The sequence below is a fragment of the Anaeromyxobacter terrae genome, assembly GCF_022690685.1.
GTDB lineage: Bacteria > Myxococcota > Myxococcia > Myxococcales > Anaeromyxobacteraceae > Anaeromyxobacter > Anaeromyxobacter terrae.
The window spans coordinates 39,350-53,963 of sequence record NZ_JALCYY010000024.1 but is presented as its reverse complement, the minus strand read 5'-3'; the positions used below and the strand labels follow the sequence as shown (position 1 = coordinate 53,963).

Annotated in this window: 15 protein-coding genes and 1 tRNA gene; 3 read left to right on the top strand and 13 right to left on the bottom strand. The window is 72.3% G+C overall.

Annotated features, from left to right (window positions below; genetic code table 11):
- Positions 1-3 precede the first annotated feature (3 nt).
- The gene (locus MNY62_RS12615; protein WP_242344551.1) at positions 4-771 is read left to right on the top strand and encodes a class I SAM-dependent methyltransferase; all 768 of its coding nucleotides are present in this window, start codon (positions 4-6) and stop codon (positions 769-771) included.
- A gap of 107 nt (positions 772-878) precedes the next feature.
- Here MNY62_RS12615 and MNY62_RS12610 read toward each other — a convergent pair.
- Both MNY62_RS12610 and MNY62_RS12605 read right to left on the bottom strand, forming a co-directional pair.
- Positions 879-954, bottom strand: a tRNA-Ala gene (locus MNY62_RS12610).
- Between the two features lie 5 nt (positions 955-959).
- Positions 960-1,238, bottom strand: a complete 279-nt coding sequence (locus MNY62_RS12605; RefSeq protein WP_242344550.1) for a hypothetical protein — start codon at positions 1,236-1,238, stop codon at positions 960-962.
- 560 nt (positions 1,239-1,798) lie between these two features.
- On the opposite strand from MNY62_RS12605, the gene MNY62_RS12600 reads away from it, so the two are divergent.
- Positions 1,799-2,575, top strand: coding sequence for a hypothetical protein (locus MNY62_RS12600; protein WP_242344549.1), 777 nt, complete (start codon positions 1,799-1,801; stop codon positions 2,573-2,575).
- 139 nt (positions 2,576-2,714) lie between these two features.
- On the opposite strand, the gene MNY62_RS12595 is transcribed toward MNY62_RS12600, so the two are convergent.
- The 9 genes from MNY62_RS12595 to MNY62_RS12555 form a co-directional block, all read right to left on the bottom strand.
- The gene (locus MNY62_RS12595) at positions 2,715-2,822 is read right to left on the bottom strand and encodes an aminopeptidase (protein ID WP_242344548.1); all 108 of its coding nucleotides are present in this window, start codon (positions 2,820-2,822) and stop codon (positions 2,715-2,717) included.
- A 97-nt stretch (positions 2,823-2,919) separates the two neighbouring features.
- Positions 2,920-4,311 (bottom strand): DmpA family aminopeptidase, encoded by a 1,392-nt coding sequence (locus MNY62_RS12590; RefSeq protein WP_242344547.1) that lies wholly within the window; start codon positions 4,309-4,311, stop codon positions 2,920-2,922.
- A gap of 9 nt (positions 4,312-4,320) precedes the next feature.
- Positions 4,321-6,522, bottom strand: a complete 2,202-nt coding sequence (locus MNY62_RS12585) for a D-alanine--D-alanine ligase family protein (protein WP_242344546.1) — start codon at positions 6,520-6,522, stop codon at positions 4,321-4,323.
- A 28-nt stretch (positions 6,523-6,550) separates the two neighbouring features.
- Complete coding sequence (locus MNY62_RS12580; RefSeq protein WP_242344545.1) at positions 6,551-7,090, bottom strand: RDD family protein; 540 nt, start codon at positions 7,088-7,090, stop codon at positions 6,551-6,553.
- Between the two features lie 4 nt (positions 7,091-7,094).
- Complete coding sequence (locus MNY62_RS12575) at positions 7,095-7,307, bottom strand: DUF4177 domain-containing protein (protein ID WP_242344544.1); 213 nt, start codon at positions 7,305-7,307, stop codon at positions 7,095-7,097.
- Entirely contained in the window at positions 7,304-8,329 is a 1,026-nt protein-coding gene (hemB, locus tag MNY62_RS12570; protein WP_242344543.1) for a porphobilinogen synthase, read from the bottom strand. Before hemB ends, MNY62_RS12575 begins: the two co-directional genes overlap by 4 nt.
- Before the next feature lie 55 nt (positions 8,330-8,384).
- Positions 8,385-9,728: a DUF1015 domain-containing protein gene (locus MNY62_RS12565; RefSeq protein ID WP_242344542.1), complete on the bottom strand. Its 1,344-nt coding sequence runs from the start codon at positions 9,726-9,728 to the stop codon at positions 8,385-8,387.
- A gap of 79 nt (positions 9,729-9,807) precedes the next feature.
- Positions 9,808-10,428, bottom strand: coding sequence for an L-threonylcarbamoyladenylate synthase (locus tag MNY62_RS12560; RefSeq protein ID WP_242344541.1), 621 nt, complete (start codon positions 10,426-10,428; stop codon positions 9,808-9,810).
- A 31-nt stretch (positions 10,429-10,459) separates the two neighbouring features.
- A complete protein-coding gene (locus MNY62_RS12555; protein ID WP_242344540.1) occupies positions 10,460-11,848 on the bottom strand; it encodes a sugar transferase in 1,389 nt (462 codons plus the stop codon).
- A gap of 149 nt (positions 11,849-11,997) precedes the next feature.
- Here MNY62_RS12555 and MNY62_RS12550 point away from each other — a divergent pair, with 149 nt between their 5' ends.
- Positions 11,998-12,945 carry a glycosyltransferase family 2 protein gene (locus tag MNY62_RS12550; protein ID WP_242344539.1) on the top strand — a complete coding sequence of 316 codons (948 nt, stop codon included), beginning with the start codon at positions 11,998-12,000 and terminating at the stop codon, positions 12,943-12,945.
- 13 nt (positions 12,946-12,958) lie between these two features.
- Here the strand turns inward: MNY62_RS12550 and MNY62_RS12545 are convergent, their stop codons facing one another.
- Both MNY62_RS12545 and MNY62_RS12540 read right to left on the bottom strand, forming a co-directional pair.
- On the bottom strand, positions 12,959-13,729 hold the full coding sequence (locus tag MNY62_RS12545) for an ABC transporter ATP-binding protein (RefSeq protein WP_242344538.1): 771 nt from the start codon (positions 13,727-13,729) through the stop codon (positions 12,959-12,961).
- 2 nt (positions 13,730-13,731) lie between these two features.
- Complete coding sequence (locus tag MNY62_RS12540; protein ID WP_242344537.1) at positions 13,732-14,529, bottom strand: ABC transporter permease; 798 nt, start codon at positions 14,527-14,529, stop codon at positions 13,732-13,734.
- Positions 14,530-14,614: the final 85 nt, after the last annotated feature.

Here is a 14,614-nt window from a genome sequence, read left to right as displayed (position 1 = left end):
CCGATGGCGGACGTCGAAGCGAACCGGAGCACCTGGCGGCGGTACGACTGGACCGGAGACGGCGGCGAGGAGTGGTCCTCGGCGTGGGGCGGGTCACGCATGCTGTGGCGCGTCACGCTGTTCCCGCGCCTCGCGCCCTTCCTGCCGGCTGCTCGGATCCTGGAGATCGCCCCCGGAGGCGGAAGGGTCACGGCGTTCCTCGTCGACGAGTGCGAGCACCTCGACCTCGTGGACATCTCCGAGACGGCGCTCGACTCCTGTCGGTCGCGCTTCGGCGACCGCAGTCACGTCCGTTATCACCTCGGCGACGGCGCATCGCTGGACTTCATCGAGGACGGGTCCATCGACCTCGCGATCTCGTGGGACTCGCTCGTGCACGCGGACGCCCCGGCGGTGGAGGGCTACGTACGCGCGCTCGGCAAGAAGCTGAAGCCGGGCGGCACCGCGATCCTCCATCACTCGAACCTGGCCGCCTGCCGGCTGCCGGACGGCCGCTACGGCGCGGACATGGATCGACCGGAGAACGGGTGGCGCTCGCCGACCGTCAGCGCCGAGCTCGCTCGCCGCTTCTGCGCGGACCACGGCGTCCTGTGCCTCGGCCAGGAGATCTTCCCGTGGTCGCGACCACCGGTGCTGTCCGACTGCCTCACCGTGCTCTCGCGCCCGACGAAGCGCACCCGGGCAGCCGAGCCGGTCATCGCGCAGACGGACATGCCAGGAGAGATGGCGACGGCCTCGCGGCTCGCGAGGATCTACCGGCGGATCGAGTAGCGCGAGCCCGGCGCTCATTGCGCCGCGAGGTAACCCGCCGGCCGCATCCGCCTCGAAAGGCGACGGGCCGTCAGGATGTCCTGACGGCCCGTCTCACTTCAGGGAGTTGGTGGACCCGACCGGGATCGAACCGGTGACCTTCTGAATGCCATTCAGACGCGCTCCCAGCTGCGCCACGGGCCCGTATTCTATTTTCCTCGCGGGAACTCCTTCTCGAGCTCCGCGATCTCCTTCTCCTGCCCCGCGAGCTTCTCCTCGAGGAGTCGCACCGCGTCCAGGAACACCGTGAGCTCGCCGGGCGCCTCCACCCGGCCCATCCGGACGAGCGCCGCGAAGCGCTCGCCGAGCTCCCGAGAGGCCTGGTCCAGCGCTCGTCGGGTTGCGGAGCGATCCAGCTTCCGCTTCCCGATCTGCGAGCGGAGTACGACCCGATCCCGCAGCGTCTCGAAGAACCTGACCGGCTGCACCTCTCGACCCCCTCGGCCCTGGTGACCGCGAGGGAGCGCAGTCATTAGCGCGACGGCGCTGGCTGCGTCAAGGACGTCTTCACGCGCGCCGCTCGGAGCGCGCCGGAGGAGGCCCGGGCGCCGGATTCACTCCCGTGCCGCGGCGGCATCACCTCTCCTCGCGGGCGTCCGAGGTCGCCTCCCGGGGCGCGTGGATCCCGGGCGATCCGCGGTCCCGCACGAGCGCCGCCCCGCCTCCCCGTGGCACCCCCGTTGCTACCCTGGGATGCGAGGTTCCCATGCGCTCGCTCATCGCACTGCTCGTCGCCGGGCTGCTCTATGCACCCTCCGCTCCGAGAGCAGACGACCCGGCGCCCCCTCGCGCGCGTCCTGCTCCGAGCCGCGCCGCCCCCGCGCGCAGCGCCGGCCAGCCGCGTGCCGCGGCCCCGCGAGCCGCCCAGCCTCGCGTCGGGCCCTCGGGCGCGCCCGTCCGGGTGACGCCGTCCCCGTATTACGGCACCCGCCCCGCGCCCCCCCGCGCCAGCGCCGCGGTCAAGCCCGCTCCGCCGCGCGTCGGCACCGTGCCCCCGCCCTACCGCCCGATGCCGGGGCCGTACTCCCCTCGCTACCCATACCGACCGTACTACCCGGTCTATCCGTACTACCCGTACTACCCCTACCCCGCCTTCGCCGTGGGCATCGCGCCGTTCTGGTGGGGGCTCGGCTGGGGGTGGGGCTACTACCCGGCGTACCGGCCCTACGTGCCGTATCCGCCCGAGGTGTACGTGGCGCCGCCCGACGCGAGCCCGGACCGCACGACGACGCTCCTGTCGCTCCAGGCGGCCGGCCACACGGCGGGCGGCGCCGGGATGCTCGATATCGTCATCGAGGGGCGGCACCTCGGGTTCCAGGCCAGCATCGGCGCGGTGGGCCGCAACCGCATCCACGGCGTGGCGACGAACGACTCGGTCACGCTGGGATGGGGCACGATACACGCGACGTGGTCGTTCCTGTCCGCGCCCTCGTACCGCCTGCGGCTCGAGGTTGGCGCGTCGATGCTGTCGATGCCCGACTCGGGCGGGCTCGTCGGCGAGCCGTACGCGGGGACGATCGCGTTCGGGCCGAACGTGGGCGTGTCCGGTCATGTCGGCCTCATCGGGCCGTTCGGCGTCGAGGGCCACGCGCGCCTGACGCCGACCCCGGTGCCGGTCGCCGACACCCGGCTCGCGGCCGCGTTCCGCGGGGGCCCGCTCGCGCTCACGCTCGGCTGGCGGGCGATCGACGTCTCGGGCGATCGGAAGGACGGCCCCCAGCTCCACTTCTCGGGGCCGGAGCTCGGGCTGGCGCTGCGGTTCTGATCCGACCGCCGGCGGCGCCCCGGCGGGCTCCCTTCGCCCGCCTGCTCGCGTCCGCGGGGCCCGGAGAGCGCGACGGCGGGCACGGCCCGAAGGCCGCCCCGCCGCTCGTGAAGCGAGCGCCGTCGCGCGGCGCGGCTGCCTACTTCTTCGTCTGGGCCTGGGCGGCCTTCTGACGGCGCTTGCGGGCCTTCCACTTCCGGCGCCGCTCGCTCTTCATCCGCATGTGCTTGCTCTTCGAGTTGGCCATGGGGCCTCCGTGGGTCGGGTCGTGTCGACCGATGGGAAAGGGGTCCGTCCCGGCGACCGTGTATCGCACGCCGGGGCCGTGCGCGCCAGAGGCCGCGTCAGCGGTCAGGGGCCTCGCTGCCGTCCGGGCGAGGGGCATCCTCCCCCGCTGCCGCGCTCTCCGCCTTCGCCTCCTGCGAGTCGCTGCGCCCGTCCGTCCGCTCGATCCGCGTCGCCGGCGGCGCGCCAGGAGGCCGCGTCGGACGCGGCATCCCCTCGGCGCCCCGCGCCGCGGTCGGCCTCGCGACGGCGGCCGGGATCCGCGGCGCCGTGACCGGCTCGCCCGGCGGTCGCCGGAGGGTCGCGGCGGTCTCGGCCCCCTCGCGCGAGAGCCAGTGCTGCACGAGCTCCTTCACGTCGGCGAGCGGCAGCGCCCGGCAGACGTGGCCGTTCGCGCCGTCCATCTCGCGCGCCGTGCACAGGGAGTTGAGGATGGCCTCCTCGGTCGCCTCGATCACCGCCTCGTAGAGCGGGTCGAGCCGCTGGTCGAGGAGGATCTTCACCCGGTAGACCATCTTGCGCGACTCGCGCGGCACCTTGTTCGCGGTCGAGAACGCGAGGACGATCTCGCCCGAGCCGTGCATCGCGGTCGACCCGACGCGGCCGATGCCCAGCGCGGCCCGCTTCGCGAGCCGGTTCAGCTGGTGGGTGATGAGGGGCGCGTCGGTCGCGATGACCGTGATGATGGAGCCGTAGTTCTGGCTGCGGCGCGGCGCCGAGCGGTAGCGCGCCTCCAGCACCTCGCCCACCGGGAGCCCGCCCACCCGGAGCTGCCGCATCACGCCGAAGTTCGACATGACCAGCACGCCCACGGTGTAGCCGCCGAGCACCTCCGGGAGCTTGCGGCTCGAGGTGCCGATCCCCGCCTTGAAGTCGCAGGTGATCATCCCCGTGCCGCCGCCGACGCTCCCCTCCGCGACGGGTCCGTCGCTCGCGGTGCGGAGCGCCTCCGTGACGTGCTCCTCGTGCACGTGCCGGCCGGCGATGTCGTTCAGCCAGGAGTCGTCGCACTCTCCGACGAGCGGGATGATGACGTCGTGCTCGTGGCCGATGCCCGGGAACCGGTCGATCATCCACTTCACGGCGGCGTCCGAGACCGCGCCGACCGAGAGCGTGTTGGTGAGGAAGATCGGCGTCTCGATGAGGCCCCACTCGAGGAGCTGGGTCATCCCCGAGACCTCGCCCGCGCCGTTCAGGATGAAGCCGCCGCCGACGACGCGCTCCTCGAACACGTTCGCCGGGTTCGGGAGGATCGCGGTGACGCCGGTGCGCACCGGCCCCTTCCCCACCTTGAGCGGCCCCGCCGGCCCGCGGATGATCGTCGCGTGGCCGACCTTCACGCCGGCGACGTCGGTGATCGCGTTCCAGCGCCCGGGCTTGTAGCGCCCGAGCGGGATCCCCAGCTCACGCGCACGGCGGCGCGGCTCGTTCGTGGCGCGGTCCTCGGGCATTACCCGGGATTATACGGGCGGCGCGCCCTCGCCGGACGTCCCGGAAGGCTTCTCCGTGCCGTTCGGTCCGTTCGGCCCGTGGGCCGGGCCCGCGAGCGCCGGCGCGTTCGCCCCCCGCTCCGCCGCGGTCCGCTCCGCGAGCGCCTCGCGCTCGGCCGCCGCCTGCGCGCGCCGGGCGCGCTCCCGCTCCCGCTCGCGCTCCTGGTAGCGCCGGATCGCGAACGCGAGGATCTCGCCGATGAGCCCGCGGTAGTCGATCCCCGCGGCCTGGGAGATGAGCACGAGGTCCGACCACCCCGGCGCGAGGCCCGGCAGCGGGTTGCACTCGATGAAGTAGATCCGGCCCTCCGCGTCCATGCGGAAGTCGACGCGGGCGATGTCGCGGCAGCCGAGCGCGGTGAAGCACTCGCGCGCCGCCTTCTCGAGCCGCTCGAGCTCGCGCGGCGTGAGCTTGGCGGGGACCTCGTAGCGGATCTGCTCGTTCCAGTCCTGCTTCATCTCGAACGAGTAGATCGGCGTGGGATCGCTCGCGTCGAGGAAGACGATCTCCATCGGCGGCAGCACGCGCGGGCGGCGCTCCCCGAGGAGACCCACGGTGAACTCGCGCCCGGCGATGTACGCCTCGACGAGCGCCGGCTGGCGGTACTTCGCGATGAGCTCGCGCGCGACCTCGCGCAGCTCGACCTCGTCGCGGACGATGGACTTCTTGGTGACGCCCTTCGAGGTCCCCTCCGCCACCGGCTTCACGAGCAGCGGGAACGTGAGCTCGCGGGGGAGCCGCTCCTTGCCGGTGTGCATCACCACGTAGTCGGGCGTGAGCACGCCGTGCGTCCGGACCATGCGCTTCGCGAGCGCCTTGTCCAGGGAGACGGAGAGCGCGGCGGGATCGGACCCGGTGTACGGGATGTCGAGGAGCTCGAGCAGCGCCGGGACGGCCGACTCGCGGTTCCGGCCGCGGAAACCCTCGGCGATGTTGAACACCACGTCCACCGGGGTCGCCGCGAGGACGAAGGGCAGCTCGGTCGTCGCCTCGAGATCCACGACCTCGTGGCCGTGGCTCGCGATGGCCTCGCGGATCGCCTGGAGGGTCTTCGGCGAGTCGTACTCGGCCTCCTCGTCCCCCTCGCCCGACGGGTCCGGCGTGAGCCGCTTCACGTTGAAGGTGAAGCCGACCTTGAGCCGCTCGGTGCGCCTGGGCCGGCCGCGCCGCCCGCGCGGCTCGGCGATGTTGAAGCGGCGCGTCGCGCTCTGGATCACGGCGCCGAGCACGGCGTCGTCGTGGAGCCCCTCGAGCGCGGCGGAGGCGTAGATCCCGGCGCCGGGCTCGAGCGAGGGCAGCGCGTTGATCTCGAGGAAGTAGATCGACCCGTCGTCGCCGAGGCGCAGGTCGATCCGGCCCAGGTCGCGGATGCCGAGCTGGCGGTAGACCGTCTCGCAGAGCTGCTGGATCCGCTCGGCCTGGCTCCGCTTCACCTTGGCCGGCGCGCGGACGGAGACGTACCGGTCGAGCCTGGTCTTGAGCTCGTAGTCGTAGATGGCGTACCGGCGGGTGGCGGAGGCCGCCTCGTCGATGACGTACTCCACCGGCTGCAGGATCCCGTGGCGCTCGGGCGCGGCCGCCTCGAGGTACGGCACCGTCACGTCGCGCCCGACGATGAACTCCTCCACGAGGAGCCCCGCCGGATAGCGCCGGAGCGACTCGCGCACCACCTCGTGGAGCCGCAGCGCGTCCTCGACCACCGAGTCCTGCGTGATGCCCTTCGAGCTGCCCTCGAAGTTGGGCTTCACGATGACGGGGTAGCGCAGCGCGTTGGGCTGGAGCTGGCGCGCGTCCTCGAGGTACTGCCAGCGCGGCGTCGTGACGCCGTGCTGGGCGAGCACGAGCTTCGTGAGCTGCTTGTCGAGCGTGAGCGCGAGCGCGTAGGCGTCGGAGCCGGTGTACGGCATGCCGAGCTCGTCGAAGAGCGCCGGGAAGAACGCCTCGCGGAACCGGCCGCGCCGCCCCTCGGCGGTGTTGAAGATGAGGTCCGGCCCGAACGCCTCGAGGCGCGCGACGGTGCGGGAGGCCGGCCCGGAGACCTCGAGCCGCTCGACGCGGTGGCCGAGCCGCTCGATGGCGGCGGCGAGCGCGTCGACGGTCTCGCGGGTGTCGAACTCGGCCTCCTCCTCGGAGTCGGAGAGGCGGAGGTTGTGCGTGAGCGCGATGCGCATCGGAGGCCGGCTCCTAGGTTGATCTGGGCTAGGCCGCGGACCGCGCCGCGCCACCGCGGGTGGCGCTCGCGGAGGGGCCCGGCGGCGCGGGCGTCGCGCCGAGGTCGGGCGCGACCGCCTCGCCCTTCGCGAGCACCTTCCCGTCGACCACCTGCGTGTCGGCGAAGATGTCGCCGATCCGGACGCCGAGCCGGTCCGTGTAGATCATGTACGCCTCGAAGGCGACGATCGGCACGCCCGCGACGAAGAGCACCGGCCAGAGCAAGGGCACGGCGTAGAAGATGGCGACGAGCGCGAACGGCGCGTTGCGCAGCATCGACTCGCGGTAGCCGGCCGGCGCGCGGCGCGGCACGACGACCGTGCGCACGCCGAAGATCTTCTTGCCGATGGACTGCCCGGAGAGCAGCCCGTCGGCGACGAGCAGGTAGAGCGCCGCGAGGAGCGGCCCCACCTGCGGCGAGGTCTGGGCGAGGACGAGCGCGAGGGTGAAGTCGGCGAGCCGCGCGAGCGCGCGGAGCGACAGGTCCGCCTTGGGGTACGGGCTGCCCTCTCGTCGCGCGTCGCGCATCTCGCTAGGCGCTCCCTCGCACGAAGAGCAGGTAGGCCATCGCCGGCCGGTGCGAGCCCTCGCGCATGACGAAGTGCATCGACTCGAAGGAAAAGCCCTCCGCGGTCCAGCGGTTCAGCGCGCCCTCCAGGCTCTCCTCGCCGACGGGCGCGACCTCGACGACCTTGTACGAGGCCGCCCCGCCAGGCTCGTCGGGCCGGGAAGCCCGGCCGGTCACCGGCGTTTCCCCGTGAGGAGGCCGGCCGCCTCCTTCGCGTAGTAGGTGAGGATGAGGTCGGCGCCGGCCCGGCGGCAGCAGAGCAAGGTCTCGAGGACGACGCGCGCCTCGTCGATCCAGCCGCGCTCGGCGGCGGCCTTGATCATCGCGTACTCGCCGGAGACGTGGTACGCGGCGACCGGCAGCTCGAAGCGATCGCGGATGAGCCGGACGATGTCGAGGTACGGCACCGCGGGCTTCACCATCACCATGTCGGCGCCCTCGGCGACGTCGAGCGCGACCTCGCGCAGCGCCTCGCGCCAGTTGCCGGGGTCCATCTGGTAGCCCTTGCGGTCCTTGGGGATCCCCGGGCCCTCGCGCGGCGCGCTCTCGGCGGCGTCGCGGAACGGGCCGTAGAACGCGCCGGCGAACTTCGCCGCGTAGGAGAGCACCGGCACGTCGCCGTAGCCCTCTGCGTCGAGCGCCGCCCGGATCGCGGCGACGCGGCCGTCCATCATGTCCGACGGGGCGACGATGTCCGCGCCGGCCCTCGCGTGCGCGACCGCCTCCTTGGCGAGCAGCGGCAGCGTCGCGTCGTTGTCGACCGAGAGGTCCTGCCCGGGCCCGCCTGCCTTCGGCGCCTTGAGGATGCCGCAGTGGCCGTGATCCGTGTACTCGCACATGCACACGTCGGTCATCACGACGAGCCCGGGGACCTGCGCCTTGAGCGCGCGGATCGCCTGCGGGACGACGCCGTTCTCGTCGTAGGCGCCGCTGCCGATCTCGTCCTTGTGCTCGGGGATGCCGAACAGGATGACGGACCGGACCCCCGCCTCGTACCCGGCCTGCGCCTCGGCGACGAGCTCGTCGACCGAGAGCTGGAAGACGCCCGGCATCGACTTCACCGGGTTCCGCACGCGCTTGCCAGGGAGCACGAACAGCGGCCAGACGAGGTCGTCGGGCGCGAGGTGCGTCTCGCGGACGAGGCTGCGCAGCGCCTCGTTGCGGCGCATGCGGCGGGGGCGGTCCTGGGGGAAGGGCATGGCGCGTTTTCTATCGCAGACGGCGGGTTTGGACAAAGAAGGGCGGCCTCGCCGGCTAGGGCCGCTCCCGGGGGTTCACCTGGCGCATCACGAGGCCGCTCTGGAGGCGCGGGTAGAAGAGCGTGCTCTTCTGCGGCATCGTCTCGCCCGCGTCGCCGATCGCCTCCACCTGCCACATCGGCGTGGGGTTCAGGAGGAACCCGAGCTGATGCTCGCCGGAGAGGACCCGGTTCACCGCCTCCCCGGCGTCGCGGACGTAGGTGAGGTTCTCCTGGTTCTCCTGCGCGCGCGGCGAGAGGCCGAGCAGGTGCTGGAAGACGATGGAGTGGAGCACCGTGACGTCGAGCGCCCGCAGCATCTGGTTCGTGGGGAGCTCGGCGTCCGAGAGGTCCACGTCGTCGCGCAGCGTGACGACGCGCGCCTTCTGGTCCTCCGCGGAGAGGAGGATGAAGGTGCTCGCCTTGCCGCCGTGCTCGGCGAGCTTGGAGATGGCCCAGGCGCGCCCCGCCGGGCGGCGGATGTCCTCGGGGAGCGTCTCCACCGTGAAGTAGCGCTCGAGCCGCTCGACGAACCGCGAGAGGGAGAGGTCCTTCACGCCGAACAGGAGCCGGTGCGTCGGGAACAGGAACAGGCCCGGGTCGTTCATCGGGCACAGGAACATGAGGATGTAGTGGTGCCCGCCGTACGATGGGAGCCCGGGGTTCGCCTCCTCGAGCTGGCGCCGGTACACGAGCGCCGTCTCGTAGCGGTGGTGCCCGTCGGCGATGAAGACGCGCTGCCGCGCCACGAGATCGGTGAGCGCCGACACGAGCGCGGGGTCCTCGGTCCGCCACATGCGGTGGTGCACGCCGTCGTCGGAGTCGGTGTCCGCCACCGGCTCCGCCGCGGTCGCCGCGTCGAGCGTGCGGGCGGTGACCTGCGCCTCGTCCCGGTACAGGCCGAAGATGGGCGAGAGGTTCGCGCCCACGTGCTTCAGGATCTCGAGCCGGTCCGCCTTCGGCGCCACGAGGGTCTTCTCGTGGGGAACGATGACGCCCTCGCGGAACTCGTGCAGCCGCACCGCGGCCATGAAGCCGCGCCGCTTCAGGCGCCTCCCGTCGGGCGACCAGAAGCTCTGCTCGAGCGGGTACAGCGCCGGGGTGGGATCGCGGCGCAGCACGCCCTCCGCGAGCCAGCGGCGGAAGTACTCCGCGGCGCGCGTGTAGCGGTTCTGCGCGGGCCCGTCGCCCGGACGCTCCTCGCCGAGCGTGATGTGGATGACGTTCTCGGGGCTGCGCCGGAGCAGCTCGTCGCGCTGCTCCTGGGAGATGAGGTCGTAGGGCGGCGCGATGAGCTGGCCGAGCGCCCGTCCCCGCGAGGCGGCGTACCGGATTCCGTTGAACGGGGCGATCTCCGCCATGGGGGTGGGACGCTAGATCAGCGCCCCGCGGGGTGCAAGGCGCCCGAGGTGACCGCGCGCGCCTCTTTTCACCTCCGCGTCACCGCGCCACGCACGCGCGACGCACCGCCTCGAGCGGGATGGCGCCCTCGCGCAGGAGCCGCACACCCTCCCCGGCCACCTCGACGATGGTGCTCGGCAGCCCGCCCGGCGTGCGTCCGCCGTCGAGGACGTGGTCGATCCGCGCGACGAGGTCCGGCGACAGCTCGCTGGCGGCGGTCGGCGGCGGCTCGCCGGAGAGGTTCGCCGAGGTCGAGACGATCGCGCCGCCCGCCTGCCGGGCGAGCGACCGCGCGATCTCGCCCCCGGGGACCCGGATGGCGACGGTCCCGGAGCCGGCCGTGATGGCGGCGTCGAGATCCGGGGCCGCGGGGAGCACGAGCGTGAGCGGCCCCGGCCAGAACCGGGCGGCGAGCCTCGCCGCGAGCCCATCCAGCCGGGCGACCGTGTTCACCTGCGCGACGTCGGCCGCGAGGAGCGGCAGGGGCTTGCCCTCCGGGCGGAGCTTCGCGCGGGCGAGCCGGTCGAGGGCCTCCGCATCGCGGGCGAGCGCGCCCAGGCCGTAGAAGGTCTCGGTGGGATAGGCGACGAGGCCGCCGCGCCGGAGCACCTCCGCGGCGGCGGCGACGCGCGCGTCGAGATCGGGGGGGAGCGGCGCCACGCCGGGAGGATAGCCGCGACGCGAGGCCGCGTCAGCGCGCCCCGCGCCGGAGCAGCACGGCCGGGATCGTCTGCGCGACGATCCGCAGATCCCGCCACAGCGACCACCCGTCGATGTAGGCGAGGTCGAGCTCCATCCAGCGATCGAACTCGAGATCGGAGCGGCCCGAGATCTGCCAGGTGCAGGTGATGCCGGGCTTCATCGAGAGGCGCCTGCGCTGCCAGCGCTCGTAGCGGCGCACCTCCTCCGGCAAGGGCGGGCGCGGCCCGACGACGCTCATCTCGCCGCGGAGCACGTTCCAGAGCTGCGGGAGCTCGTCGAGCGAGGTCCGGCGGATGAAGCGGCCCACCGCCGTCACGCGCGGGTCCTCGCGCATCTTGAAGACCGGCCCGTCCGCCTCGTTGTGCTCGCGCAGGGCGTGGAGCTCGTCCTCGGCGCCGAGCCGCATCGAGCGGAGCTTGTAGAGCGTGAACTCGCGGCCGTTGAGGCCCACGCGCCGCTGCCGGAACAGCACCGGGCCGGGGGAGTCGAGCCGCACCGCGAGCGCGACGATCGCCAGGATGGGGGAGAGGACGAGGAGGCCGAGGAAGCTGAGGACGATGTCGAAGGCGCGCTTCGCGAGCAGCGGGAACAGGTCCTGCGGGCCCGAAGCGAGGGAGAGGAGCGGGATCCCCTCCAGCTCCTCGACCTCGAGGTGAGCGTTCCTGCCGGGCAGGAGATCCACGGCGAGCTTCACCGGGACTCCCTGCTCGTCGCAGACCGCGACAGCGCGCTCGAGATCCTTCATCCGCTCGGTCGCGGCGGCGATGACGACCAGGTCGATGACGTGGCGCTCGAGCACGCTGGCGAGCTCGTCGACGGACCCGAGGACGTTTCCCGGGAGCTTCCGTCCCGGGCTCGGTCCGTCGAGCACGAACCCCGCGAACTCGTAGCCCCAGTGCGCGCGGGAGAGCAGCGCCGTGCGAAGGTCGAGCGACAGCTCGTCGGTCCCGACGACGGCGAACGTCCGCGTGTTGTAGCCGCGCCGCCGCACTGCGTGAGCGACGAACCGGACGACGACCCGGCTGCTGCAGAGCAGCGCCCAGGAGATGGCGAGGTGGGTGCCGACGAGGAGCCGCGAGACGTCGTGCTGGTGCAGGAGGAAGCCCGACGCGGCGACGAGCAGCGCCTGCATGCCGACGGCGCGGGACATCCGGAGGAGCTCGCTCGAGATCGAGCGCGTCCGGTAGACGTCGTAGACGCGGGAGAGGGACGCAGCCCCGATCCAGACCAGCAGCGCCAGGACCACGAACGGCCAGTAACGGGCCATCGGGTACAGGCCCGGCAGCGTGGGCCCGGCGAGCCCCTTGCGCACCGCGTACGCGATCGGGAATGCGACCGCGAGCAGCGAGAGGTCCATCACCCGGAGCCCTGCCGCCACCGCACGTGCCTGTCTTTTCAGCATCTTTCGCCCCCCCGGCGAGGCGCCACTCTACACCAGCCCCATACTCGGTGAGAGAACAAGACCCCGGCCGCGGGGAGGCGCGGCGTCTTGACCCTCTGGTGGGGCGGTGTTACTCGCACGCGGACTTGCCCCTCCCCCTTCCACTACCCGATACGTGGGCCGTCGTCGTCAACTGGAACGGCGCCCACCTCCTCGGGGCCTGCCTCGATGCGCTCGCGCGGCAGTCGCATCCCGTGACGGTCGTGGTGGTCGACAACGGGTCCACGGACGACAGCGAGAAGGTAGTCACCCGACGGCCGGGCGTGCACTGGTGCGCCGTGGGCGAGAACCTCGGGTTCGCGAGAGGCTCGAACGTCGGGATCCGCCGGGCGCTCGACGCCGGCGCCCGCTTCGTCGCGCTCGTGAACACGGACGTGGTGGTCGAGCCGGACTGGATCGAGCGCCTCGTCGCCGGCGCGGAGGCGCACCCGGAGGCCGGCATCTTCGGCGGCCTGCTCCTGTTCGCGGACGATCCCGGTCGCGTGAACTCGACGGGCCTCGTGATGGACGCGGTCGGCCGCGTGCGGGATCGGGACTTCGGCGTGGAGCTTGCGCGGCTCGCGCGCGAGGACGGGCCGACGCTCGGCGTGACCGGAGGGGCCGTGCTCCTCCGCGCGGACACGCTCCGGCGGGTGGGCCTGCTCGATCCAGCGTACTTCGCGTACTACGAGGACGCGGACCTCTGCGCCCGTGCGCGGCGCGCTGGGATCGGTTGCCGGTACGTGGCCGCGGCGCGCGCGAGGCACGGCTTCGGGAGCACCATCGGGGCGGGGTCACCGAGGCAGCGCTACCTGCTCGCGCGGAATCACCTGCGGTTCGTGGCGACGCACTTGCCTCTGTGGAAAGCGGTGCCGGTGGTGGCCGCGCTCGTGCTCCTTCGACTCGGAGTGATGGCCCCGCGGGAGCTCGTCCTCGGGCGCACCGCGCTCGCGAGATCGCACGTCCGGGGGGCGCTCGATGGGGCCTCGCTGTCCGCCCGGCCGCTCCTCGAGCGGCTGGCGGCGCTCTGGCCGCGAGCGAGCCCCAGGGACTGAGCGAAGGGGCCGTTCAGGCGCTCCGCGGGTGGGGAGCCGCGTCCGGCCGGAAGCCTTGCAGCTCACGGTACCGCCGGATGGCCTCCTCCGCTGGCCCGTCGAACACGAGCTTCCCGTGGTGCATCACCAGCACCCGGTCGCACAGCGCGGCGACCTGCTCCATCGCGTGCGAGACGAAGAAGATGGTCGTCCCGCCCGCGCGGATGTCGCGAATCCGATCCATGCACTTCGCCTGGAAGCGCTCGTCGCCCACGGCGAGGACCTCGTCGACGATGAGGATCTCGGGCTCGACGTCCGCGGCGATCGCGAACCCGAGCCGGGCGTACATGCCGGAGCTGTAGTTCTTGACGGGCACGTCGATGAACTCGCCGAGCTCGGAGAAGTCGACGATGCGGTCGAGCTTCGACGCCATCTCCCGCCGGCTGTAGCCCATCAGCGCGCCGTTCAGGAACACGTTGTCCCGGCCGGTGAGCTCCGGATCGAAGCCCGCCGCGAGCTCGATCATCGGGGAGATGCGGCCCTCGATGCGGACGCTGCCCTCGGTCGGCTTGAGCACGCCCGCGGCCGTCTTGAGGAGCGTGCTCTTGCCCGAGCCGTTGTGGCCGATCATCCCGATCGAGTCGCCCGGCCGACACTCGAAGCTCACGCCCCTCGCCGCCCAGAACACCTCGGCGTCCCGCAGGTGCCGGAATCGCCCGAGCACCGCCTCCTTGAGCGTCGTGACCTTCTCCCGGTGCATCCGGAAGCACACGCCCACGTTCTGGAACGAGATCGCGCCGGCCATGGCTAGAAGTAGTGGATGTGCTCGTCCTCGAGCCGCTGGAACACCGCGAACCCGAGCACGAGGGTGGCCGCTGCTGAGATGGTCGCGAGCGCCGCGGTCCTGAGGTCGGGCGGCCGTCCCTCGTACACGACCATCTGGAACCAGCGGATGATCGGGGTGGCGGGGTTCAGCGAGAGGACGCTCCGCAGGAGCGGACTGCCGAGCTTCTCGAGGAACTCGTGCGGATAGATGATCGGGGTCACGTAGAACCAGATCTGGAACAGGATGTCGATGAGGTGCCGCACGTCCCGGAAGAAGACCGTCAGCGAGCTGAACAGCAGCGAGAGCCCTGCCGCGAAGCAGGTGGCGACCACGACCGCCGGGACGAGGAGGAGCCACGCGGACCCCGGAGGCCGGCCGAGCGCCGCGGCGATCACCGCGAGGGGCACGAGCGACACCGCGAGATCCACGAGCTTCGAGCCGACGATCGAGAGCGGGTAGACCGCCTGCGGGACCGCGATCTTCCGGATGAGGCCCTGGTTGTTGAGGAGCGAGAGCGCGGACGAGGTCGCGGAGACCGAGATGAGCGTCCAGGGGAGCAGGCCCGCGAGCAGGAACACGGGGAACTGCGGCACGCCGATGCGCATGATGCGCGAGAACACGAGCGTGTAGACGAGCATCTGGAGCAGCGGGTTCAGCAGCGTCCAGAGCATCCCGAGGATGCTGCGCTTGTAGCGGACCTTCAGATCCCGCGCGACGAGCAGGAACATCAGCTCCCGGAAGCGGAGCAGCGCTGCGATGCCCTTCACGGCCGCGGTCATCTCTCCGTCCTGATGTGCCACTTCACGGGGACACCGTCCAGCGCTGCATGGATGGCGCGCGCCATCGAGCCCGCCAGCACGATTC